18 protein-coding genes are annotated in these 21,716 nt (G+C 73.3%); 9 read left to right on the top strand and 9 right to left on the bottom strand.

Annotation, left to right across the window (positions count from 1 at the left end):
* The first annotated feature begins 23 nt into the window (after positions 1–23).
* Together O2W16_RS06795 and O2W16_RS06790 are read left to right on the top strand one after the other, a co-directional pair.
* Positions 24–485: a MarR family winged helix-turn-helix transcriptional regulator gene (locus O2W16_RS06795; RefSeq protein WP_269158050.1), complete on the top strand. Its 462-nt coding sequence runs from the start codon at positions 24–26 to the stop codon at positions 483–485.
* 138 nt (positions 486–623) lie between these two features.
* The gene (locus O2W16_RS06790) at positions 624–1,058 is read left to right on the top strand and encodes an OsmC family protein (protein WP_269158049.1); all 435 of its coding nucleotides are present in this window, start codon (positions 624–626) and stop codon (positions 1,056–1,058) included.
* Between the two features lie 87 nt (positions 1,059–1,145).
* Here the strand turns inward: O2W16_RS06790 and O2W16_RS06785 are convergent, their stop codons facing one another.
* The 4 genes from O2W16_RS06785 to O2W16_RS06770 form a co-directional block, all read right to left on the bottom strand.
* On the bottom strand, positions 1,146–2,819 hold the full coding sequence (locus O2W16_RS06785; protein WP_269158048.1) for an MFS transporter: 1,674 nt from the start codon (positions 2,817–2,819) through the stop codon (positions 1,146–1,148).
* Complete coding sequence (locus O2W16_RS06780; RefSeq protein ID WP_269158047.1) at positions 2,816–3,376, bottom strand: MarR family winged helix-turn-helix transcriptional regulator; 561 nt, start codon at positions 3,374–3,376, stop codon at positions 2,816–2,818. The genes O2W16_RS06785 and O2W16_RS06780 overlap by 4 nt, the downstream gene beginning before the upstream one ends.
* Before the next feature lie 191 nt (positions 3,377–3,567).
* Positions 3,568–6,498, bottom strand: coding sequence for an FAD-binding and (Fe-S)-binding domain-containing protein (locus O2W16_RS06775; protein WP_269158046.1), 2,931 nt, complete (start codon positions 6,496–6,498; stop codon positions 3,568–3,570).
* Positions 6,495–7,667: a pyridoxal-phosphate-dependent aminotransferase family protein gene (locus O2W16_RS06770; protein WP_269158045.1), complete on the bottom strand. Its 1,173-nt coding sequence runs from the start codon at positions 7,665–7,667 to the stop codon at positions 6,495–6,497. Before O2W16_RS06770 ends, O2W16_RS06775 begins: the two co-directional genes overlap by 4 nt.
* Before the next feature lie 238 nt (positions 7,668–7,905).
* Here O2W16_RS06770 and O2W16_RS06765 point away from each other — a divergent pair, with 238 nt between their 5' ends.
* The 3 genes from O2W16_RS06765 (at position 7,906) to O2W16_RS06755 (ending at position 11,635) form a co-directional block, all read left to right on the top strand.
* Complete coding sequence (locus O2W16_RS06765; RefSeq protein ID WP_269158044.1) at positions 7,906–9,420, top strand: SLC13 family permease; 1,515 nt, start codon at positions 7,906–7,908, stop codon at positions 9,418–9,420.
* A gap of 158 nt (positions 9,421–9,578) precedes the next feature.
* The gene (locus O2W16_RS06760) at positions 9,579–10,853 is read left to right on the top strand and encodes a CaiB/BaiF CoA transferase family protein (protein ID WP_269158043.1); all 1,275 of its coding nucleotides are present in this window, start codon (positions 9,579–9,581) and stop codon (positions 10,851–10,853) included.
* The gene (locus tag O2W16_RS06755; RefSeq protein ID WP_269158042.1) at positions 10,850–11,635 is read left to right on the top strand and encodes an enoyl-CoA hydratase/isomerase family protein; all 786 of its coding nucleotides are present in this window, start codon (positions 10,850–10,852) and stop codon (positions 11,633–11,635) included. Before O2W16_RS06760 ends, O2W16_RS06755 begins: the two co-directional genes overlap by 4 nt.
* Here O2W16_RS06755 and O2W16_RS06750 read toward each other — a convergent pair.
* Positions 11,616–12,410 carry an IclR family transcriptional regulator gene (locus tag O2W16_RS06750; RefSeq protein ID WP_269158041.1) on the bottom strand — a complete coding sequence of 265 codons (795 nt, stop codon included), beginning with the start codon at positions 12,408–12,410 and terminating at the stop codon, positions 11,616–11,618. The genes O2W16_RS06755 and O2W16_RS06750 overlap by 20 nt on opposite strands.
* A gap of 253 nt (positions 12,411–12,663) precedes the next feature.
* Between O2W16_RS06750 and aceB the strand changes: the two genes are divergently transcribed.
* The 4 genes from aceB to O2W16_RS06730 all read left to right on the top strand — a co-directional run bounded on the left by aceB (position 12,664) and on the right by O2W16_RS06730 (position 18,587).
* Complete coding sequence (gene aceB / locus O2W16_RS06745) at positions 12,664–14,265, top strand: malate synthase A (protein WP_269158040.1); 1,602 nt, start codon at positions 12,664–12,666, stop codon at positions 14,263–14,265.
* 100 nt (positions 14,266–14,365) lie between these two features.
* The gene (locus tag O2W16_RS06740) at positions 14,366–15,922 is read left to right on the top strand and encodes an FAD-linked oxidase C-terminal domain-containing protein (protein ID WP_269158039.1); all 1,557 of its coding nucleotides are present in this window, start codon (positions 14,366–14,368) and stop codon (positions 15,920–15,922) included.
* Entirely contained in the window at positions 15,922–17,184 is a 1,263-nt protein-coding gene (locus O2W16_RS06735) for an FAD-binding oxidoreductase (RefSeq protein WP_269158038.1), read from the top strand. The genes O2W16_RS06740 and O2W16_RS06735 overlap by 1 nt, the downstream gene beginning before the upstream one ends.
* The gene (locus O2W16_RS06730) at positions 17,184–18,587 is read left to right on the top strand and encodes a (Fe-S)-binding protein (RefSeq protein ID WP_269158037.1); all 1,404 of its coding nucleotides are present in this window, start codon (positions 17,184–17,186) and stop codon (positions 18,585–18,587) included. Before O2W16_RS06735 ends, O2W16_RS06730 begins: the two co-directional genes overlap by 1 nt.
* Positions 18,588–18,624: 37 nt before the next feature.
* Here the strand turns inward: O2W16_RS06730 and O2W16_RS06725 are convergent, their stop codons facing one another.
* The 4 genes from O2W16_RS06725 to grpE all read right to left on the bottom strand — a co-directional run bounded on the left by O2W16_RS06725 (position 18,625) and on the right by grpE (position 21,707).
* Entirely contained in the window at positions 18,625–19,152 is a 528-nt protein-coding gene (locus O2W16_RS06725) for a MarR family winged helix-turn-helix transcriptional regulator (RefSeq protein ID WP_269158036.1), read from the bottom strand.
* A 44-nt stretch (positions 19,153–19,196) separates the two neighbouring features.
* Positions 19,197–19,628 carry a heat shock protein transcriptional repressor HspR gene (locus O2W16_RS06720; RefSeq protein ID WP_269158035.1) on the bottom strand — a complete coding sequence of 144 codons (432 nt, stop codon included), beginning with the start codon at positions 19,626–19,628 and terminating at the stop codon, positions 19,197–19,199.
* On the bottom strand, positions 19,625–20,869 hold the full coding sequence (gene dnaJ, locus O2W16_RS06715; protein ID WP_269158034.1) for a molecular chaperone DnaJ: 1,245 nt from the start codon (positions 20,867–20,869) through the stop codon (positions 19,625–19,627). The genes O2W16_RS06720 and dnaJ overlap by 4 nt, the downstream gene beginning before the upstream one ends.
* Positions 20,870–20,951: 82 nt before the next feature.
* Positions 20,952–21,707, bottom strand: coding sequence for a nucleotide exchange factor GrpE (gene grpE / locus O2W16_RS06710; protein ID WP_269158033.1), 756 nt, complete (start codon positions 21,705–21,707; stop codon positions 20,952–20,954).
* Positions 21,708–21,716: the final 9 nt, after the last annotated feature.

Raw genomic sequence — 21,716 nt, 5'->3', positions numbered from 1 at the left:
GGATCGCGCCCTACTCTTGCCCCATGACAGACACCCCGTCGCCGAGCGTCGCTCTCGACGATCAGCTCTGTTTCGCGCTCTACGCGGCCTCACGCGCGGTCACCGCCCGGTACCGCCCCATGCTGGACGAGCTGGGGGTCACCTATCCCCAGTACCTCGTCCTCATGCTGCTGTGGGAGGAGGACGGGCAGAGCGTCGGGCAGCTGGGCACCCGCCTGGCACTCGACTCCGGCACCCTGTCCCCCCTGCTCAAGCGGCTCACCGCTGCGGGGCTGGTGACCCGGCACCGCCGGGCCGACGACGAGCGGTCGGTCTCCGTCCGGCTGACCGACGCCGGCCGGGCGCTGCAGGGCCCAGCCTGTTCGATCTCCGCGGAGATGATCGACGCCCTGGCCCTGAACCAGTCGCAGTTCGACGAGTTGAAGGCCCAGCTGCGGCTGATCACCGAGCGGGTGGCCGAGACCCGCGCGATCACCACCGTCTGAGGAAGGGCCCCGGGCAGGGGCCGGACGCGTCCCGGTGGCGGGAACACCGCCGGCCGGGAACGGTTGACCCCGTCAGAACCGGTGTCCGGCCGCAGCGCAGCCCTGCGTCGCGGCCGTCACCGACGAAGAGGAGGTCCGATGCCCACCCGTACCGCACGCACTGCCTGGAACGGCTCCCTGCAGGAGGGCTCCGGCCAGGTCGAGCTCTCCAGCTCGAAGGTCGGCACGTTCGACGTCAGCTTCCCCAAGCGGGCCGCTGACGAGGCCGGGGGCACCACCAGCCCCGAGGAGCTCATCGCCGCCGCCCACTCGTCCTGCTACGCCATGGCGCTCTCCAGCGAGATCGGCAAGGCCGGTGGCACGACGCAGTCGCTCGAGGTGAGCGCGGACGTGACCCTCGGCCAGCAGGACGGCGCCCCGACGATCACCGCGATCGCGCTGACCGTGCGCGGCGAGGTCGACGGGCTCGACGCCGCCGGCTTCGACAAGGCCGCCCAGGCCGCCAAGGCCGGCTGCCCGGTGAGCAAGGCGCTGGCCGCCGTGGACATCACCCTGGACGCCAGCCTCCTCTGAGGCAGCACCTCCGGCTCGCCGGGGGCCTGGACCGCACAGAGGCCCGTCTCCCCTCGTGGGGAGACGGGCCTCTGCACGTCCCGGTGGTCAGCCGCGCCGCCCGGCCAACTGTGCGTCGACGTCGGCGGTCGTGTTGCCGGAGGTGCCGCGCTCGGCCTGCAGCCGCTCGTCACCGGTCTCGGTGCGCAGCGCGACCTCCCGGATGAGCAGGACGGCCACGATCGTGATGAGCGACAGCACCGCCGCGATGAGGAAGACCCGCCCGGTCGCGTCGCCGTAGGAGACCCGGATCAGCGCCTGGATCGGCGCCGGGGCGTCGGCCAGGCTGGCCAGCCCGATGTCCTGGGACCCGGCCGCTGCCGACGCCCCCGGGACGTCGGCCAGCCCCGACTGGATGAGCGTGCCCACCCGGCCGGAGAGCACCGCGCCGAGCACCGAGACCCCGATCGTGCCGCCGAGGCTGCGGAAGAACGCCACCGCCGAGCTGGCCGCCCCCAGGTCGGTGGCCGCCACGGTGTTCTGCACGGCCAGCACCAGGTTCTGCATGGTCATGCCGATCCCGACGCCGAGCACGGTGAGGAAGACGCCGAGCACCACCATGTCCGTGGCGTGGTCGATCGTGGCCAGCAGGCCGAACCCGAGGGCCACCAGCACCGACCCGGCGACCAGGTAGCGCTTCCAGAACCCGGTGCGGGTGATCAGGATCCCGGAGACGGTCGAGGAGACGAGCAGGCCGCCGACCATCGGGATGGTGAGCAGGCCGGCCGCCGTCGGCGAGTAGCCACGGGAGATCTGCAGGTACTGGCCGAGGAAGACCGTGGAGCCGAACATCGCGACACCGATGGCGACGCTGGCGATGATCGCCAGCGTCGTCGTCCGGTCCCGGAACAGCCGGAGCGGGACGATCGGCTCCTTCGCCCGCAGCTCGGTGACGACGAACGCGACGATGGCGAGCACGCCGCCCGCCACGAACAGGACGGTCTCCACCGACGCCCAGGCGAAGCTGTCCCCGGCCAGCGTCACCCAGATCAGCAGCGCCGAGACGCCGGCGGTCAGGAACGCCGCACCCAGGTAGTCGATGGAGACGTCCCGCTTGGTCACCGGCAGGTGCAGGGTGCGCTGCAGCAGCACCAGGGCCACGACCGCGAACGGGATGCCGACGAAGAAGCACCAGCGCCAGCCGAGCCAGCTGGTGTCGACCAGCAGGCCACCGATCAGCGGGCCGCCGACGGTGGCGACCGCCATCACCGAGCCGAGCAGGCCGGAGTACCGGCCCCGCTCCCGCGGGCTGATCATCGCGGCCATCGCGATCTGCACCAGCGCCTGCAGCCCACCCAGCCCCAGGCCCTGCAGCACCCGCCAGCCGATCAGCGTCGGCAGCGACTCCGAGAGCCCGGCCAGCATCGAGCCGACGATGAAGACCACGATCGAGATCTGGATCAGCAGCTTCTTGCTGAACAGGTCGGCGAGCTTGCCCCAGATCGGCGTGGACGCGGTCGAGGCCAGCAGGGTGGCGGTGACCACCCAGGTGTACTGGCTCTGCGTGCCGCGCAGGTCGGTGATGATCGTCGGCAGGGCGTTGGAGACGACGGTCGAGGACAGGAACGCCACGAACATCGCCAGCAACATCCCCGACAGCGCACTCAGGATCTGCCGGTGGGTCATCCGCCCCTGCTGCTCGACGGGGGCGACCGCCGACGGACCGGCGGCCGGGTCGACGGTCGCACCGGCGGCGGACCGGGTGGGTGCGGGGCTGCTCATCGGCGGTTCTCTCCAGGCGTTGCAGGTACGGGTGCGGGTGCGGACGTCGCGGAGGCCGACGTCGCAGGAGCGCGGGCTGCGGGGACGGGGCCGCCGGCCCGGGCGGGACGGCGACCCGCGCGGTCGAGGCCGTCGGCGAGCTTCTCCAGCAGGCCGCTGAACTCCCGCGCCTCGTCCTCGGTCCAGTCGGCCAGCGCCTCGACCGCCCACCGACCGCGGACGCCGCGGGTGTGGACGAGGGCTGCGGAACCGGCGTCGCTGATGCTGATCAGGCTGGCGCGGCCGTCGAGCGGGTCGGGCCGCCGCTCGACGTAGCCGGCACGTTCCAGCGCCGCCACCTGCCGGCTGGCCACCGAGACGTCGACGCCGGCGTGGTCGGCCAGGGCGCTGCACCGCTGGGCGCCGGCCTGCTCCAGCGGCACCAGCAGCGCCCACCCGAAGGAGGGGAGGTCGCCGTAGAGGTCGGCGGCGGCCCGGGGCCCCAGGTGCTTGACGGTGCGCACCAGCCGGGCCACGCCGGCGGTGAGCCGTTCGGAGGTCTCCGGGGTGAGCTGCACGTCGCGTCCTCTGCTGATCCGCCGCCGGGCGGGTCACCCGGTACATGTAGACAGCAACCATCGTGCACTCGTTGGTTGCTGTATGCAACAGCTAGATCCGGTGACCCGCGTCTCGCAGACGCAGGACGGGCGGCGACCGGACCCGAGGGTCCGCTCGCCGCCCGTCCTGGGGCGTGCGTCTCAGCCGGCGGTCAGGCCGGCACCTGCGTCGCCGGGGAGAGCGCCTCCAGGACCAGCTCCGCCGGGTGCCAGGCGGTGCGCTGGGTGCCGTGGAAGATCTGCTGGCGGCAGGAGACGCCGGTCGCGGCGATGACCGCGTCGGGCGCGGCCGCCCGGACGGCCGGGAACAGCCGGTCCTCCCCCACCTGCAGGGACACGTCGTAGTGCTCGGACTCGAAGCCGAACGACCCGGCCATGCCGCAGCAGCCGGCGTCCAGCTCCTGCACGGTGACCCCGGGGATCCGCGACAGCAGCGCCACGGTGGCCGCCGTCCCGGCCTCGGCCTTCTGGTGGCAGTGGCCGTGGAAGACCACCGTCCGCCCGGCCAGCCAGCTGTCCTCGCGCAGCCGCAGGCGACCGGCGTCGATCGCCTCGACCAGCAGCTCCTCGGGCAGCCTCACCCGCGCCGCGACGTCCCGGACGTTCGGGTCGTCGGGCAGCAGCTCCACGTGCTCGGCGCGCAGCGTGAGGATGCAGGAGGGCTCGCAGCCCACGATCGGCGAGCCGGGCTCGGAGCCCTCGCACAGGTTGGCCGCCAGCTTCTGCGCCTTGCCCCGGGCGTCGTCCAGCAGGCCCTTGGAGATGCTCGCGCGGCCGCAGCAGCCCTTGCTCTCCAGCCGCACCGGGTGCCCGGCCGCCTCCAGCAGCCGCACCACGGCCTGACCGATGCCCGGCTCGGTGTAGCTGGTGAACGAGTCGGCCAGCATCGTGACCGGCTGCTGGGTCAGCGCCGCCGGTGCGTCGTGCCGCTTGAACCAGCGCATCAGCGTCGTCCGGTGGAAGACCGGCAGGTCCCGCTGGCGGGCGATGCCGAGGCGGGCGTCCATCAGCGCCCGCAGCGGCTTGATCCTGCCGGGCAGGTTGGACAGCGGCGCGGTGGCCGAGCCCAGTCGGTTGAGCGTCCGGATCGCCCCGAACGCCCGCGACCGCAGCGGGGTGCCGTGCACGTCGTGCTTGGCCGCCAGCGCCTCGCTCTTCATCGCCGAGACGTCGACGCCGAGCGGGCACTCGCTCTTGCAGGCCTTGCACATCAGGCACAGGTCGAGCACCTCGTGCAGCCGCTCGTCGGCCAGCGCGGTGTGCGGGTCGCCCTCGCTGAGCGCCTTGACCAGCGCGCCCGCACGGCCGCGGGTGGAGTGCTCCTCCATCCGGGTCGCGATGTAGGACGGGCACATCGCCCCGGTCGTGGACTTGCGGCACAGCCCGATGTTCATGCAGCGGTCGGCGGCGCCGAACATCCCGCCGACGACGTCGAACTGCAGGCGGGTGCGCAGCGGGCCGGGCTGCGGCGGGTTCTCGTCCCGCAGGTGCTCGGTCATCGCCGGGGAGTCGACGATCTTGCCGGGGTTCAGCGTGCCCTGCGGGTCGAAGATCCCCTTGACCTGCCGCATCGCCTCGTAGAGGTCGTCGCCGAACAGCTCGCGGTTGAACTCGCTGCGGGCCAGCCCGTCGCCGTGCTCGCTGGAGTTCACCCCGCCGTACTCGCGCACCAGGTCCTTGACCTCGACGGCGACCGAGCGCATCACCTCGACCTGACCCGGCTGGGAGAGGTCGACGAACGGGCGGATGTGCAGACACCCGACCGAGCAGTGGCCGTAGAACCCCGCCTCGAGCCCGTGCCGGTCCAGCACGTCGCGGAAGCGGGCGGTGTACGCGGCCAGGTGCTTGGGGTCGACGGCGGTGTCCTCGACGAACGCCAGCGGCCGGCGGGCGCCCACCGAGTTGGCCATCAGCAGGCCCAGGGCGGACTTGCGCACCTTGAGCAGCGCGCCCTGCTGGGCCGGGGTGACCGCCCGCAGGGTGTGGTAGCCGTGCCCGTTGCGCTCCCACAGCTCGACGAGGGAGTCCATCGACTCGACCAGCTGCGCCTCGTCGTCCCCGGTGAAGGAGACGAACAGCAGCGCCTCCGGGTCGCCCTGCAGGATCTTGCCCAGCCCGGCGTACTCGATCTTCTGCCGGGAGAGGTCCAGGATCGTGCGGTCCAGCAGCTCGACCTGCGCCGGGTCGACCGACAGCGCGTCCTCGGTGGCGTTGATCGCCGCCTGCACGGTCTGGAAGTGGCCCACCGCGAAGACCTGCTTGGACGGCTTGGGCACCAGCCCGACCCGGGCGGAGGTGATGATCGCCAGCGTGCCCTCGGAGCCGACCAAGAACTTGGCCAGGTCGAAGGGCTGCCCCTCGGCCAGCCGGTCCAGCCGGTAGCCACCGGCCCGCCGCCAGAAGGACGGGAACCCGGTGGCGATCGCCTCCGTGTTCGCCGCGACCAGCTCGGGCAGCCGGCGGTAGATCTCCGCCTCCAGCGTGTCGCCCTGGGCACGGCGGGCGCGCTCGGCCTCGTCGACGACCCCGAAGGTGGCCGTCGAGCCGTCGGCCAGGACGACGTCGACCTCCTCGACGTGGTCGATCGTCATGCCGAAGCGCACCGAGCCGCTGCCGGCGGAGTTGTTGCCGATCATCCCGCCGATGGTGGCGCGGTTGGACGTCGAGGTGTCCGGCCCGAACATCAGGCCGGCGTCGGCAGCAGCCCGGTTGAGGTCGTCCTGCACGACCCCCGGCTCCACCCGGGCGGTGCGCGCCTCCGGGTCCAGCTCGGTGATCCGGTGCATGTGCCGGGAGAGGTCCAGCACCAGCCCCGGGCCGACGGTCTGCCCGGCCAGGCTGGTGCCCGCCCCGCGGGCGAGCACCGGGATGCCGGCCTCGCGGGCCAGCCGCACCGCGGCGACCACGTCGGCGGTGTGCGCCGGGTAGGCGACCCCGACCGGCGTCATCGTGTACATCGAGGCGTCCTGGCTGAAGATGTGCCGGGTGTAGTCGTCGAACGCGACCTCGCCGTCCAGCGCCCGGGTCAGCTCCTGCTCCAGGTCCGCCACCCCCACGCGGGGGCGCTCCGGGGCCGCTGTCATGCCTGCTGCAGGCGCTCGAGGGCCGCCTGGATCCCGTTCGGGTCGATCGGCACACCACTGCGGACCAGGCCCATCTGCACACCACCCAGGGTGCCGACCAGGGTCAGGTCGTTGAAGTGGCCCAGGTGCCCGATCCGGAACACCTTGTCCGCGAGCTTGCCCAGCCCGGCACCCAGCGACATGTCGTACTCCCGCAGGATCGTCGCCCGGACGGCGTCGGCGCCGCCGTCCGGCATGTGGATGGCGGTCAGCGAGCCGGAGTACTCCCGCTCGTCGAGGGCGAGCACCTCCAGCCCCCAGCCCCGGACGGCGGCCCGGGTGGCCTCGGCGTGCCGGGTGTGCCGGGCGTAGACGTTGGCCAGGCCCTCGTCGTCGAGCATCTCCAGCGCGACCTTCAGCGCGTAGAGCAGGTTGGTGGCCGGCGTGTACGGGAAGAAGCCGCGCTCGTTGGCGGCCAGGATCGGCTGCCAGTCCCAGAACGAGCGGGGCAGGCCGGCGGTCTTCGACGCCTGCAACGCCTTCTCGCTGACCGCGTTGAAGCTCAGCCCGGGCGGGAGCATGAGCCCCTTCTGCGACCCGGCGACGGTGACGTCGACGCCCCACTCGTCGTGCCGGTAGTCGATGCTGCCCAGCGAGGAGATGGTGTCGACCAGCAGCAGGGCCGGGTGCTCGGCAGCGTCGATGGCCTTGCGCACCTCGGAGACCCGGCTGGTCACGCCGGTGGAGGTCTCGTTGTGGACCACCATGACGGCCTTGATCTCGTGGCCGGCGTCGGCGGCGAGCCGCTCCTGGGCCGCGGCCGGGTCGGCGCCGTGCCGCCAGTCGCCGGGCACGAACTCGACCTGCAGGCCCAGCCGGGTGGCCATGTCCTGCCAGAGGGTGGCGAAGTGGCCGGTCTCGAAGGCCAGCACCTTGTCCCCGGGCGAGAGCGTGTTGGCGAGCGCCGCCTCCCAGGCACCGGTGCCCGACGCGGGGTAGATGACGACCGGCTGGGTGGTGCCGAAGACGGGCTTGACGGCCTCGAGGACCTCCAGGCCGAGGGCGGCGAACTCCGGGCCGCGGTGGTCGATGGTCGGGGCGGCCATCGCCCGCAGCACCCGGTCGGGCACGTTGGTCGGCCCCGGGATCTGCAGGAAGTGGCGCCCGCCGGTCGTCGTCGTCACTGACATGCCCGTGCCTCCATGGGTGTGGCTCTCGTCCGGATCCCCGGCTCGACACCGGAAGTCCACCATGCGGGAGGCTACTACCGGCAAGTGGATTGACGCAGAGACATCTCGGACGTCTTGTGAGCCTTGACACTGGCCGCGCCACCGCTTCTAATCCCCGCTAGCGAAAGCGCGGTTCCGTATCGCGGAAGCGCTTGGCCGGCGGGTGGCACACCCGCCTCGACCAACCCTGGGGACGCCGGTGTCCGTACAGCTCGTCTTGATCTCGATCTTGTTGGTGGTCTTCCTGATCGCCACGGTCCTGCCCGTGCACATGGGGGCCCTGGCCCTGGTGGCGGCGTTCATCGCCGGCTACTTCATCTACGGCACCGACGACGAGCTGCCGTACGACGACGCGGTCTTCGGCTTCTTCCCCGGGTCGTTGTTCGTCGTCCTGGTCGGGGTGACGTACCTCTTCGCCATCGCGAAGAACAACGGCACCGTCGACTGGCTGGTGCACGCCGCCGTCACCGCCTCCGGCGGCCGGCTGGCCGCCATCCCGTGGGCGATGTTCACCGTCACCGGCGTGCTCACCGCCATCGGCGGCGTCGTGCCGGCGGTGGTGGCGATCATCGCCCCGGTCGGCATGTCCTTCGCGCGGCGCTACCAGATCAACCCGGTGCTGATGGGCCTGTTCATCATCAACGGCGCCACCGCCGGAGGGTTCTCGCCGCTGTCGATCTTCGGTGTCATCACGAACACCGTGGTCGAGGAGAACGGCCTGGAGGGCAGCCCGCTGTTCCTCTGGGGCGCCTCGATCGTCATCAACATCCTGCTCTCCATCGCCGTCTTCTTCCTGTTCGGCGGCCGCAAGCTGCTCGGCGGCGGGCGGGTCGACCTCACCGACAACCGCGACGACGACTTCGTGGCGGCCTCCGTCGCTGGGGACGCCACCGAGGACACCGGCGAGGACATCCCCGGCGGCGGCGTCTCGGCGTCCCGCACCGCGGTCGGCAGCACCGGCACCGGTGGCGCCGCACTGGCCGGCGGCCAGGTCACCGAGGCGCGGCACGGGCAGCCCGGTCACCAGCACCCCACGGCCGGCGAGCGCGCCGACCAGCGGTCGCTGCAGACCACCGCCCTGGCCACGGAGGACCACGGCGCGGTCACCACGCTCGACCGGGACCGCACGCTGACGCTGATCGGGCTCGTCGTCCTGGTCGTCGGGTCGCTGCTCCCGCTGGGCCTCGACATCGGCCTGATGGCGATCACCGTCGGCGTGATCCTCTCGGTCGTCGCCCCGCGCGGCGCCAAGGGCGCCGTCGGCCAGATCGCCTGGCCGACCGTGCTGCTGATCTGCGGCATCGTCACCTTCGTCGGGCTGATGCAGGACCAGGACGTGCCCGGCTGGCTCGGGGACAACGTCGCCCAGATGGGCCTCCCGCTGATCGCCGCGCTGCTGATCTGCTACATCGGCGCCGTCGTCTCGGCCTTCGCCTCGACCACCGGCATCCTCGGTGCGCTGATCCCGCTGGCCGTGCCCTTCCTGCAGGGCGACAACGCGATCGGGGCGATCGGCCTGATCACCGCGCTGGCGATGTCCTCCTCGATCGTCGACTCCAGCCCGTTCTCCACCAGCGGGGCCCTCGTGGTCGCCAACGCCACCGAGGCCGAGCGGGAGCGGACGTTCAAGAACCTCACCGTCTGGGGCTTCTCGATGGTCGCGCTCATCCCGCCGATCACCTGGCTGGTCCTGATCGTGCCCGGCTGGCTCTGAGGAAGGACCCCGTCCTCCCCACCCCTCGCAGGCTCGCGGCGGGACCCGGGACGGGGCCGACCACCACCTCACCAACCCGCGCCCCGGACGGCGATCCTGCCGCCGGGGCGCGGTCACGTCCGGAGCACGACGAGACGACCACCACCGCGGAGGCAGACGTGAGCACACCCGCACCGGGCGACCAGCCGCCCCTGACCGGCATCACCGTCCTGGAGGTCGGCGTCTTCATGGCGGCGCCGTACGCCGCGATGCAGCTGGCCGACCTGGGTGCCCGGGTGGTCAAGGTGGAGGACCCCCGGTCCGGCGACCCGGTCCGGGCCAGCGGGCCGTTCGTGGACGGCGAGAGCTCGCCCTACCTGCGGCTGAACCGGAACAAGGAGTCCGTCGCGCTGGACCTCAAGTCGGCCGCCGGCAAGCAGGCGTTCCTCGAGCTGGTCGCCGCCGCCGACGTGGTGATCGAGAACCTCCGGCCCGGCGCGATGGCCCGGCTGGGGCTGGACGCGGCCGCGATCTGGGCGGTCAACCCACGGGTGGTCCACGCCTCCGGGTCCGGCTGGGGCCAGGACGGGCCGCTCGCCCCGTTGCCCGGGCTGGACATCATGGCCCAGGCGCGCAGCGGGATCATGAGCATCACCGGCACCCCGGGCGGCGAGCCGGTCAAGGTCGGCGTCCCGGTCTGCGACCTGGTCTGCGGCCTCTACCTGGCCCTGGCGGTCACCGCGGCGCTGCGCGAGCGGGACCGCACCGGCGTGGGCCAGTCGATCGACGTCTCGCTGTTCGAGGCCGGGGTCAGCCTCGCGGTGTGGGAGGCCGGCAAGTGGTTCGCCACCGGCGAGGTGGGCGGGCCGCTGGGCTCGGCGCACCAGAGCCAGGCGCCCTACCAGGCGTTCCAGACCGCCGACGGCTGGGTGACCATCGGCGCCAACACCCCCAACACCTGGGCCGGGCTGTGCGCCACGCTGGACATGGCCGACGAGCTCGCCGACCCCGGCTACGCCGACGCCAGCCGCCGGCACGCCCGCCGCGGCGAGCTGCTGGACGTCGTGGAGAGCCGCACCCGGACCCGCACCACCGCCGACCTGCTCGCGGCGCTCGGCGCCGCCGGGGTGCCCTGCGCCCCGATCAACGACTACGGCGAGGTGTTCACCGACGAGCACCTGAACGCGCGCGGCTTCTTCTGGGACGCCCCGCACCCGACCCTCGGGCCGGTGCGGCAGATCGGCTCGCCGATGCGGTTCTCCCGCACCCCCGCCGTCCGCGGCGTCGCCGGACCCCCGCTGGGCGCCGACACCCGGGCGGTGCTCACCCGGTACGGCGTCCCGGCCGAGGTCGTCGACGCCGTGGCCCCGGAGACCGTCGCCCCGGAGGCCGTCGCCCCGGAGTCCGTCGCCCCCGACACCGTGACACCACCCCCTGGAGAGGACAGCGCATGAGCGAGCTCGAGGTCACCCAGGACGGCGCGGTGCTCACCGTGCTGTTCAACCGTCCCGCGGCCCGCAACGCGATGACCTTCGCGATGTACGAGGGGCTCGAGGGGGCCTGCGCCCGGGCCGACGCCGAGGAGTCGGTGCGGGTGCTGGTGCTGCGTGGCGCCGGCGGCCGGGCCTTCGTCGCCGGGACCGACATCGCCCAGTTCCTGACGTTCGGTGAGGGGGAGTCCAGCAGCGGGGACGACGGCATCGCCTACGAGGCGCGGATCGAGCGGGTGGTGAACCGGCTGGAGGACGTCACCGTGCCGACCGTCGCCGCGGTCGAGGGCTCCTGCGTCGGTGGCGGGCTCGCCCTGGCCGCCGCCTGCGACCTGCGGGTGGCGACGGCGTCGTCCCGGTTCGGCGTCCCGATCGCCCGCACGCTGGGCAACTGCCTGTCGATGAACACCTACTCGCTGTTGGTGCACCACCTCGGCCCGGGTCGGACGCTGGACATGCTGCTGCGCGCGAAGCTGCTGTCCGCCGCGGACGCGGCCGCGGCCGGCTTCGTCGGCGAGGTGGTGCCCGACGGGGAGCTCGACCCGGCGCTGGCCTCGCTCGTCGAGACGCTGCTCGGGCACGCGCCGCTGAGCATGAAGGCCGCCGGTCAGGCGGTGGCCCGGCTGCGCCGGGCCGGGCTGCCGGACGGCGACGACCTGGTGCGGGAGGTGTTCGGCAGTGCGGACTTCCGGGCCGGCGTGCGGGCCTTCGTGGACCGTGGACAGGTCAGCTGGACCGGCCGCTGAGCGCGCGGGCGCTGTCGTCGCGCAGCTCGGCGGCGAGCCCGGCCGCGGCCTGCTGCAGCAGCGCCACGATCTCCGGCACGCTCTCCATCGGCACCCGCCCCTCGGGGCCGGAGACCGAGATCGCGGTCTGCGCCGGGCCGCCGGGCACCGGGACGGCGACGCACCGCACGCCGATCTCCTGCTCGCCGTCGTCCAGCACGTAGCCCTGCTCGGCGATCCGGGGCAGCAGCGCGAGCAGCTCGTCGGGGTCGGTGATGGTCTTGGCGGTGCGGCGGGGCATGCCACCGCGCTCCAGCAGGTCACGGGCGGTCCCCGGGGGCAGCTGGGAGAGCAGCGCCTTGCCCACGCCGGTGCAGTGCAGGTGAACCCGCCGGCCGACCTCGGTGAACATCCGCATCGAGTGCTTGGAGGGCACCTGGGCGACGTAGACCACCCGGTCGCCGTCGAGCATCGCCAGGTTCGCCGTCTCCCCGGTGGAGTCGACCAGGTCGTTCAGGTGCGGCCGGGCCCAGGTGCCCAGGGTCCGCGACGAGCTCTCGCCCAGGTGGATCAGCCGGGGGCCCAGCACGTAGCGCCGGGAGGGGAGCTGACGCACGTAGCCGCGGGCGACCAGGGTGCGGACCAGGCGGTGGATGGTGGACAGGGGCAGGCCGCTGTCCACCGCCAGCCGGGACAGCGCCACCTCGCCGCCGTCCTCGGCCATCAGCTCCAGGAGGAGGAACGCACGCTCCAGGGACTGCACACCCCCGTCGGAACCGCCGCTCGTCTCGGCCATGCCACTCCTCCGTCGTCCCGTGCACCCGGGGCCCGCCACCGTCCTCGTCCCCCGAGAGCCCGGGGCCGGACGACCGCCCGGCGCCGGAGCGCCGTGATCGCCTTGACCCCGTAGGTGACCGAGGATACGTTTTCCGCATCACAGATGGAACCTTCCGCTTCTCGGAATGTGACACCACTTGCACGGCCCGTCCCACCGGCCCGGGGAACGCCTCGGCACCGTCGCCGGACGGCACCGACCCCAGGGGAGAGCAATGAGCACGGTCGACGGCGTGGAGATCACCGGCCCGATGGGCCCGCGGTTCGACGAGGTGCTGACGCCTCAGGCCCTGGGTCTCATCGCGCTGCTGCACCGTGAGCTCAACGGCCGCCGGCTGGAGCGACTGCGGGCGCGCACGGAGCGGGTCCAGGCGCTCGCCGACGGCGGCACGCTCGACTTCCTGCCCGAGACGGCCGCCGTCCGTGAGGACGACTCCTGGCGGGTGGCCCCGTCGGCCCCCGGCCTGGTCGACCGCCGGGTGGAGATGACCGGCCCGACCGACCGCAAGATGACGATCAACGCGCTCAACTCCGGCGCCAAGTGCTGGCTGGCCGACCAGGAGGACGCCAACTCCCCGCTCTGGGAGAACGTCGTCAACGGCCCGCTCAACCTGATGGACTCGATCGACCGCACCATCGACTTCACCAGCCCGCAGGGGAAGGCGTACGAGCTCAAGCCGGACGACGAGCTGCCGACGATCATCGTCCGGCCCCGTGGCTGGCACCTGCCGGAGAAGCACATCACCGTCGACGGTGAGCAGACCTCGGGCAGCCTGGTCGACTTCGCGCTCTACCTCTCCGCCTGCGGGCAGAAGCAGATCGACCGCGGCCAGGGTCCGTACTTCTACCTGCCGAAGATGGAGAGCCACCTCGAGGCGCGGCTGTGGAACGACGCCTTCGTGCTGGGCCAGGACCACCTGGGCATCCCGCGCGGCACCATCCGGGCCACCTGCCTGATCGAGACCTACCCCGCGGCCTTCGAGATGGAGGAGATCCTCTACGAGCTGCGCGAGCACTCCTCCGGCCTCAACGCCGGCCGCTGGGACTACATGTTCAGCGTCATCAAGACCTTCCGCACCCGCGGCGACGACTTCACCCTCCCGGACCGCAACTCGGTGGGGATGACCGTGCCGTTCATGCGCGCCTACACCGAACTGCTGGTGCGCACCTGCCACAAGCGCGGCGCGCACGCGATGGGCGGCATGTCCGCGTTCATCCCGAGCAAGGACGCGGCGAAGAACGAGTTCGCCTACAACAAGATCACCGAGGACAAGACCCGTGAGGCCGACGACGGCTTCGACGGCTCCTGGGTGGCCCACCCCGGCATGGTGCAGACCGCGATGGACGCCTTCGACAAGGTGCTCGGCGACCGGCCCAACCAGCTGGACAAGACACGCGAGGACGTGCACGTCACCGCGGCCGAGCTGCTGGACGTCAAGTCCACCCCCGGTGAGGCCACCGAGGGCGGGCTGCGGGCCAACGTCAGCGTCGGCATCCAGTACGTGGAGTCCTGGCTGCGCGGCTCCGGCGCCGCCGGCATCAACGGCCTGATGGAGGACGCCGCCACCGCTGAGATCAGCCGCAGCCAGGTGTGGCAGTGGCTGCACAACGGCGTCCGGCTCAGCGACGGCCAGCAGGTCACCACCGAGCTGGTGCAGCGGGTGATCGAGGAGGAGATGGCCGTCATCGCCGAGGCCAAGGGAGATGCGTACGCCTCCGGCCGGTGGGACGATGCCCGTGCGCTCTTCACCGAGATGGCCCTGAGCGATGAGTACAACGACTTCCTCACCGTCCCGGCCTACGAGCGCATGCCCTGATCCACTCCCCCGCTGACCACCGGGATGGCCATCCCGGTGGTCAGCGGGGGTCGCACCACCCCGAACCAACCAGCAGGTCCGGCAGTGAAGGCGGCACGTGATGAGCGGAACGCACGGCACCGAGACGACGGCCGGCCCGGTCCTCGGCGACACCCCACCCGAGGCGACCTCGGCCACCGGTGAGGCGGGGGACAACGCAGCGGGCATCGCGGCCGTGGGCCGGGTGGCCCGGGCCCTCATGCCCGAGACCGGCGTGATCGCCGACCCCACCCAGCTGCGCACCTACGAGTGCGACGGCCTGGCCCACTACCGGGTCACCCCCGCACTGGTGGTGCTCCCGGAGACGACCGAGCAGCTGGCCGCGGTGGTGAAGGCCTGCTCCGAGCACGGCGTCCCGTTCGTCGCCCGCGGCTCGGGCACCGGGCTCTCCGGCGGGGCGCTCCCCCGGGCCGACGGCGTCCTGCTGGTCACCTCCCGGATGCGGACGATCCGCGAGATCCGCCGCGCCGACCAGCGCGCGATCGTGGAGCCCGGCGTCATCAACCTCGACGTCACCCGCGCGGCCACCCCCGAGGGCTACTACTACGCCCCCGACCCCAGCAGCCAACAGATCTGCTCCATCGGCGGCAACCTGGCCGAGAACTCCGGCGGCGCGCACTGCCTGAAGTACGGGTTCACCAGCAACCACGTCCTGGGCACCGAGCTGATCACCCCGCAGGGCGACGTCGTCTCCCTCGGCGGCCTGGCGCCGGACTCCCCCGGCTACGACCTGCTCGGCACCGTCGTCGGCTCCGAGGGCACGCTCGGCATCGCCACCACCGCCACCGTCCGGCTGGTGCGGCTGCCCGAGGAGGTCCGCACCCTGCTCGTCGGGTTCCACACCACCGACGACGCCGGGGCCGCCACCTCGGCGATCATCAGCGCGGGCGTCCTGCCCGCCGCGATCGAGATGATGGACGCCCTGGCCATCGAGGCCGCCGAGGCCGCGGTGCACTGCAACTACCCCGCCGGCGCCGGCGCGGTCCTGGTCATCGAGCTGGACGGCGCCTCGGCCGAGGTCGAGCACGAGTACCAGCTGGTCGAGCGGTTCTGCCAGGAGAACGGCTCCTTCGAGCTGCGACTGGCCACCGACGCCACCGAGCGCGCGCTGATCTGGCGCGGCCGCAAGTCCGCCTTCGCCGCCGTGGGCCGGATCAGCCCCGACTACATCGTCCAGGACGGCGTGATCCCGCGGACCGCGCTCCCGGAGGTGCTGCGGGCGATCGCGGAGCTGTCGTCGTCCTCCGGGGTCCGGGTCGCCAACGTCTTCCACGCCGGCGACGGCAACCTGCACCCGCTGGTCCTCTTCGACGGGGAGAAGGAGGGCGCCACCGAGGCCGCGGAGAAGGTCAGCGGCGCGATCCTGGACCTCTGCATCACCCACGGCGGGGCGATCACCGGCGAGCACGGGGTCGGCGTGGACAAGGCCGCCTACATGCCGAAGATGTTCACCGACGACGACCTGGACACCATGCAGCTCGTCCGGTGCGCCTTCGACCCGGGCAACATCTCCAACCCCGGCAAGATCTTCCCCACCCCGCGGCTGTGCGGTGAGGTGCCCGGCAAGCGGAAGAAGGCGCACCCGCTGGTCGAGGCCGGACTGGCGGACGCGTTCTGATGACCACGATCGACCTCGACACCGCCCGCACCCGCCTCTCCGACGCCTGCGCGGAGGTCACCGACGCCACCCCGGCCGACGCCGTCGACGGGGTGCCCGCCGCGCTGGTCGCCCGGCCCGGGTCCACGGAGGAGACCGCCGCCGTGCTGCGCGCCGCCGCGGCCGCCGGGCTCACCGTCGTCCCCCGGGGCCGGGGCACCAAGCTCAGCTGGGGCCGGCCACCGGAGTCCGCCGACGTGGTGCTGGACCTGAGCCGGATGAACCGGGTGCTCGACCACGCCGCCGGTGACCTCATCGTCGACACCCAGGCCGGCGCGCTGCTCTCCGACGTCCAGCAGACCGCGGGCTCGGCCGGCCAGCGGCTGGCGCTGGACGAACCGGTCGCCGGCGGCACCGTCGGCGGCATGCTCGCGACCAACGCCAGCGGCCCCGGCCGGGTCGCCGTCGGCACCGCCCGCGACCTGCTGATCGGCGTCACCGTGGTGCGCGCCGACGGCGTGGTCGCCAAGGCCGGTGGCCGGGTGGTGAAGAACGTGGCCGGCTACGACTTGGGCAAGCTGGTCATCGGCTCGTTCGGCACCCTCGTCGTCGTCACCCAGGCCGTCTTCCGGCTGCACCCGGTGCCGGCCGCCCGGCGGTTCGTCACGGTGCCGTTCGGCACCCCCGAGGACGCCTCACGGCTGGTCCAGTCGGTGGTGCACGCGCAGGTCGTGCCCGCTGCCGTGGAGGTGGAGTGGCGCGTCGACGGCGCCGGCACGGTCGGGGTCCTGCTGGAGGGCACCCCCGCCGGCGTCGAGGCCCGGACGACCACCACCCGCCGGCTGCTGGGGGCCGGGGCGGACGCCGCCGAGGCCGCACCGCCCGGCTGGGGCGTGCTGCCGTGGACCGACGAGCCCGGGTCGACCGGCCTGAAGCTCACCTGCGCGCTGTCCGGCCTGGCGCCGGTGCTCACCGCCGCCCGCCGGGCCGCGGAGGACGCCGGGGTCGCCCTCACGGTCCGCGGTTCCGGCGGGGCGGGGGTCCTCTACGCCTCGCTCGGCGCCGACGCGTCGGTGGAGGCGGTGGCCGACGTGGTCGCCCGCACCCGGGCGGTCTGCACCGAGCACGGCGGCGCACTGGTCGTCGTCGACGGCCCCCCGGCGGTCAAGTCCGCGGTCGACGTGTGGGGCCCTGTACCGGCGATCGACCTGATGCGCCGGGTCAAGGAACAGTTCGACCCCGAGCGCCGCCTGGCGCCCGGCCGGTTCGTCGGAGGCATCTGATGGTCGAGTCAACCCGCGCCCGTTCCGACGAGCCGCAGAGCGACCCACGGAAGGCCGACGCCCTCAGCGCCGGTCCGGTGCCCGTGGGCACCCCGACCGTGCGGTCGGCGTTCGACGAGGACCACCCGCCCTCGGCGGAGCTGATCAGCGACTGCGTGCACTGCGGCTTCTGCCTGTCCACCTGCCCCACGTACACGCTGTGGGGCGAGGAGATGGACTCCCCGCGCGGCCGGATCGACCTGATGAAGGCCGGACTGCAGGGCGCACCGCTCAGCGACACGATGGTGCAGCACTTCGACGCCTGCCTGGGCTGCATGGCCTGCGTGACCGCCTGCCCCTCCGGCGTCCAGTACGACAAGCTCATCGAGGCCACCCGGGTCCAGGTGGAGCGGCACCACACCCGCAGCCCCGGCGACCGGGCGATGCGCACGGCGATCTTCGCGCTGTTCCCGTACAAGAAGCGGCTCCGGGCGCTGCGCGGACCGCTGCGCGCCTACCAGGCCAGCGGCCTGCCGAAGGTCGTGCGGCGCAGCGGGCTGCTGGACCGGCTCGCACCGAAGCTGGCCGCGATGGAGGGCCTGGCGCCGGTGCTGGAGAAGCGGGAGAAGCTGCCCGAGCGGGTGCCGGCCACCGGCGCCCGGCGGGCCGTGGTCGGCATGCTCACCGGCTGCGTGCAGGGCGAGTTCTTCCCCGGGGTGAACGCCGCGACCGCCCGGGTGCTCGCCGCCGAGGGCTGTGACGTCATCATCCCGCGCCGGCAGGGCTGCTGCGGGGCGCTGTCGGTGCACAACGGCCGGCAGGAGGAGGCGGAGTCCTTCGCCCGCGCCACGATCGACGCGTTCGAGAGCGCCGGCGTCGACGCGGTCGTGGTCAACGCGGCCGGCTGTGGCTCGAGCATGAAGGAGTACGCCGACATCCTCGCCGACGACCCGGACTACGCCGAGCGGGCGAAGGCCTTCTCCGGCAAGGTCCGGGACGTCTCGGAGTTCCTCGCCGAGCTCGGCAGCGTCGCCCCGCGGCACCCGCTGGAGGTCACCGTGGCCTACCACGACGCCTGCCACCTCGGGCACGCCCAGGGCATCCGCAGCCAGCCGCGGAACCTGCTGAAGGAGATCCCCGGCCTGCAGCTGCGGGAGATCGCCGAGGCCGAGGTCTGCTGTGGTTCGGCCGGGATCTGGAACGTGCTCAACCCCGAGCCCGCCCGCGAGCTCGGCGACCGGAAGGCGCGCAACATCGCCGGCACCGGGGCCGAGCTGCTGGTGACCGCGAACCCCGGGTGCCTGATGCAGGTCTCGTCCTCGCTGGAGCGGCAGGGCACCCGGATCGGCCTGGCGCACACCATCGAGGTCATCGACGCCTCGATCCGGGGCCTCCCGGTCAGCACCCTGGGCCCCCAGCACTGACGAACGGCCCGCCCCCATGGGGGCGGGCCGTTCGGCGTCACTCGGTCTGGGCGGTGACCTCGGCCTCGTGGGCCTCGCCGAGCCGGTTCAGCCGGCCCAACAGCTGGGCGAGGGTGGCGACGTCGGAGGTCTCCCAGTCGGCGAGGTCGGCCTCCCAGCGCGCCCGCCGGGCGTCACGGAGCCGACTGAGCCGCCGGTGGCCCTCCTCGGACGTCGACAGCACCTGGGCGCGGCCGTCGTCGGGGTCCGCGACCCGGTCGACCAGGCCGAGGTCGACGAGCGAGGCCACCTGGCGGCTGACCGTGCTCTTGTCCAGACCCAGCCGCGCGACGACGTCACTGGCCCGCAGCGGGCCGGCGTCGTCCAGCAGCACGAGCAGGCCGTACGCCGCGCCGTCCAGGTCCTGGTGCAGCTGGCCGCCCAGCCGGCCGGAGATCGCACGGGACCGGCGCAGCAGGAGGGCCACCTCGCGTTCGAGCGCGACGTAGGCGGCGTGCGGGTCCTGCGCGGTGCGCTCCACGTCGGACTCCTCCGGGATGGCGCGGGCTGCGCTGTCGACGGTCACACCGGTATCCACGTCCGGGGCGGACCCGGCGTTCCCGGGGCCGGTCACTGCCGGCCCGTCGGCCGCCACACCACCAGCGCGGAGCTGGACGTGCGGGGCACCAGGTCGCGGCGGTAGGCGGCCGACACCGCGGCCTCCGCCGCGATCCGGTGGGCCTCGGAGAGCTCCAGTTCGTCGAGCAGCTCGGTGACCCGGGCCTGGAGCGCCTCGACCCGGGACTCCAGCTCGATGATCCGCTTGATCCCGGCCAGGTTGACGCCGTCCTCCTGGCTGAGCCGCTGCACCTCGCGCAGCAGCGCCACGTCCCGGGGGCTGTACCGGCGGCCCCCGCCGGCCGTGCGGCCGGGGCTGACCAAGCCGAGCCGGTCGTACTGGCGCAGCGTCTGGGCGTGCATGCCGGCCAGCTCGGCCGCGACGGAGATGACGAAGACCGGGGCGTCCTCGGCGAAGGCGCGCCCGGGGTCGGGGAGCGTCATCGCGTCGCTCCGTTCCGGAGCGCGGCCGTGACCTCCGGTCGGGGGTCGTCGGGCAGCTCGGCGGCGAGCTTCTCGATCGCCTCCCGGGCACCCGGGGTCAACCGACTCGGGACGGCGACCTCCACGGTGACCAGCAGGTCACCGGTCGCGGCCTTGCCCGGCACGCCCCGGCCGCGGACCCGGAAGGTGCGGCCGCTGGAGGTGCCGGCCGGGACCTTCAGCGACACCGAGCCGTCCAAGGTGGGGACGGTGAGCGTGGTGCCCAGCGCCGCCTCGGCGAAGGACACCGGCACGGTCAGGGTGAGGTCGTTGCCGGTGCGCCCGAACAGCTCCGAGCCGCTGACGTGGACGACGACGAACAGGTCGCCGGCCGGACCGCCGCGACGCCCCGGTGCGCCCTTGCCGGCCAGTCGGATGCGCTGCCCGTCCTTGACCCCGGCCGGGATGCGCACCGTGATGGTGCGGGTCTGGGTGGTGACGCCGCCGCCCTTGCACTCCGGGCAGGGGTCCTCGACGACCGAACCGGTGCCGCGGCACTCCTTGCACGGTTCGGAGAAGGCGAACGCGCCCTGGCTGCGGCTGGTGACGCCCGCGCCGTTGCAGACCGGACAGGTGTGCGGGCTGGTGCCCGGGCGGGCACCGCTGCCGGCGCAGGTCGGGCAGGTGCCCGGGCTCTGCATCCGCAGCGGCACGGTCACGCCGAGCACGGCCTCGTCGAAGGCGAGGGTGGCCTCGGTCTCGACGTCCTGGCCCCGGGCCGGACCAGAGGCAGCCTGGCTGCGGCCACGCGCGGCGCCACCCGGGCTCGCCCCACCCCCGGTGAAGAGCCCGCCGAACAGGTCACCCAGCCCACCGGCACGTCCCCCGGCGCCGGGCGCGCCGGCTGCACCGCCGAAGAGGTCGCCGAGGTCGAAGGGCTGGCCCGCGCCGGCACCGCCCCCGCCGGGGAAGCCACCGGAGAAGCCGCCGGGTGCCCCGGCGCCTGGCCGGAAGCCGCCGGCCCCGAACAGCCGGCGGGCGTCGTCGTACTCCGCCCGCCGCTTCGGGTCGGACAGGACGTCGTAGGCCTCCGAGACCTCCTTGAAGCGGGTCTCGGCCTGGCTGTTGCCCGGGTTCTTGTCCGGGTGCAGCTCACGGGCCAGCTGCCGGTAGGCCTTCTTGATGGCCGCGGCGTCGGCGTCCTTGGCGACGCCCAGGGCCGCGTAGTAGTCCTTCTCGATGAAGTCCCGGGTGCTGCTCATCGGGCGCCTCCTCTCTGCTGGGCGGGTGACGGGCCGGTCCGGCCTCCGGAGTACGGAGGCCGGACCGGCCGGGGGGTCGGGCTCAGCCGGCGGCCGAGCCGGAGCCCGACTGCTCGGCGTCCGCGGTGGTGTCGACCACCTCGGCGTCCACGACCTCCGGTGCACCCGCTGCCGCAGCGGGGGCGGCCGGGGTCTCTGGCTCGCTCACGCCGACCATCGCGGTGCGCAGCACCCGGTCACCGCGCTGGAAGCCCGGCCGCAGCACCGTGGTGGCGGTCGGCTCGGTCACCTCCGGGGAGGTGTCGTGCAGGACCGCCTCGTGCAGGGCCGGGTCGAACGGGTCGCCCGGCTTGCCGAACGAGGTGACCCCGAGGCCGTCGAGCAGCCCGAGCACCCGGTCGGCGACGACCTTGAAGGCGCCGTTGAGGTCGCCGTGGTCCCGGGCGCGCTCGATGTCGTCGACGATCGGGAACAGCTGGCCGGCGAACCGCTCGGCCGCCTGGTCGACGACGAGGACGCGGTCGCGCTCGACCCGGCGCCGGTAGTTCGCGTACTCGGCGGTGACCCGCTGCAGGTCCTCGGTCCGCTCGGCCAGCTGCCGCGCGGCGTCGTCGGCCCCGCTCTCGATCCCACCGGTCAGTGGTGGTTCGACGACCGGACCTGCTCCGTTCCCGGAACCGCTCGTGTCGTTGTCGTGCTCGCTCATCTGCTCTCCCTGCTCCGGCGTGGCACCGGCCGGCTCGTCACCGGCCGGTGCCCGGACCGTGCCGCTGGTCGGGTCGATGCGCCGTTTGTCGCGGATGACGACCCGCGGCGCCTGCTCGTCCTGCTGGCTCATCGTCTCTCC

Origin of the sequence: Modestobacter sp. VKM Ac-2984 (genome assembly GCF_026967985.1) — a bacterium.
Taxonomy (GTDB): Bacteria; Actinomycetota; Actinomycetes; order Mycobacteriales; family Geodermatophilaceae; genus Modestobacter.
Note: the sequence above shows the minus strand (reverse complement) of the source record. Positions and strands in the feature narration are given on the sequence as shown.

Bases quoted from the DNA above. Each gene is read 5' to 3' on its own strand.
- O2W16_RS06795 (WP_269158050.1), top strand. From the start codon at position 24: ATGACAGACACCCCGTCGCCGAGCGTCGCTCTCGACGATCAGCTCTGT.
- O2W16_RS06790 (WP_269158049.1), top strand. From the start codon at position 624: ATGCCCACCCGTACCGCACGCACTGCCTGGAACGGCTCCCTGCAGGAG.
- O2W16_RS06785 (WP_269158048.1), bottom strand. From the start codon at position 2,819: ATGAGCAGCCCCGCACCCACCCGGTCCGCCGCCGGTGCGACCGTCGAC.
- O2W16_RS06775 (WP_269158046.1), bottom strand. From the start codon at position 6,498: ATGACAGCGGCCCCGGAGCGCCCCCGCGTGGGGGTGGCGGACCTGGAG.
- O2W16_RS06770 (WP_269158045.1), bottom strand. From the start codon at position 7,667: ATGTCAGTGACGACGACGACCGGCGGGCGCCACTTCCTGCAGATCCCG.
- O2W16_RS06755 (WP_269158042.1), top strand. From the start codon at position 10,850: ATGAGCGAGCTCGAGGTCACCCAGGACGGCGCGGTGCTCACCGTGCTG.
- O2W16_RS06750 (WP_269158041.1), bottom strand. From the start codon at position 12,410: ATGGCCGAGACGAGCGGCGGTTCCGACGGGGGTGTGCAGTCCCTGGAG.
- aceB (WP_269158040.1), top strand. From the start codon at position 12,664: ATGAGCACGGTCGACGGCGTGGAGATCACCGGCCCGATGGGCCCGCGG.
- O2W16_RS06740 (WP_269158039.1), top strand. From the start codon at position 14,366: ATGAGCGGAACGCACGGCACCGAGACGACGGCCGGCCCGGTCCTCGGC.
- O2W16_RS06735 (WP_269158038.1), top strand. From the start codon at position 15,922: ATGACCACGATCGACCTCGACACCGCCCGCACCCGCCTCTCCGACGCC.
- O2W16_RS06730 (WP_269158037.1), top strand. From the start codon at position 17,184: ATGGTCGAGTCAACCCGCGCCCGTTCCGACGAGCCGCAGAGCGACCCA.
- O2W16_RS06720 (WP_269158035.1), bottom strand. From the start codon at position 19,628: ATGACGCTCCCCGACCCCGGGCGCGCCTTCGCCGAGGACGCCCCGGTC.
- dnaJ (WP_269158034.1), bottom strand. From the start codon at position 20,869: ATGAGCAGCACCCGGGACTTCATCGAGAAGGACTACTACGCGGCCCTG.
- grpE (WP_269158033.1), bottom strand. From the start codon at position 21,707: ATGAGCCAGCAGGACGAGCAGGCGCCGCGGGTCGTCATCCGCGACAAA.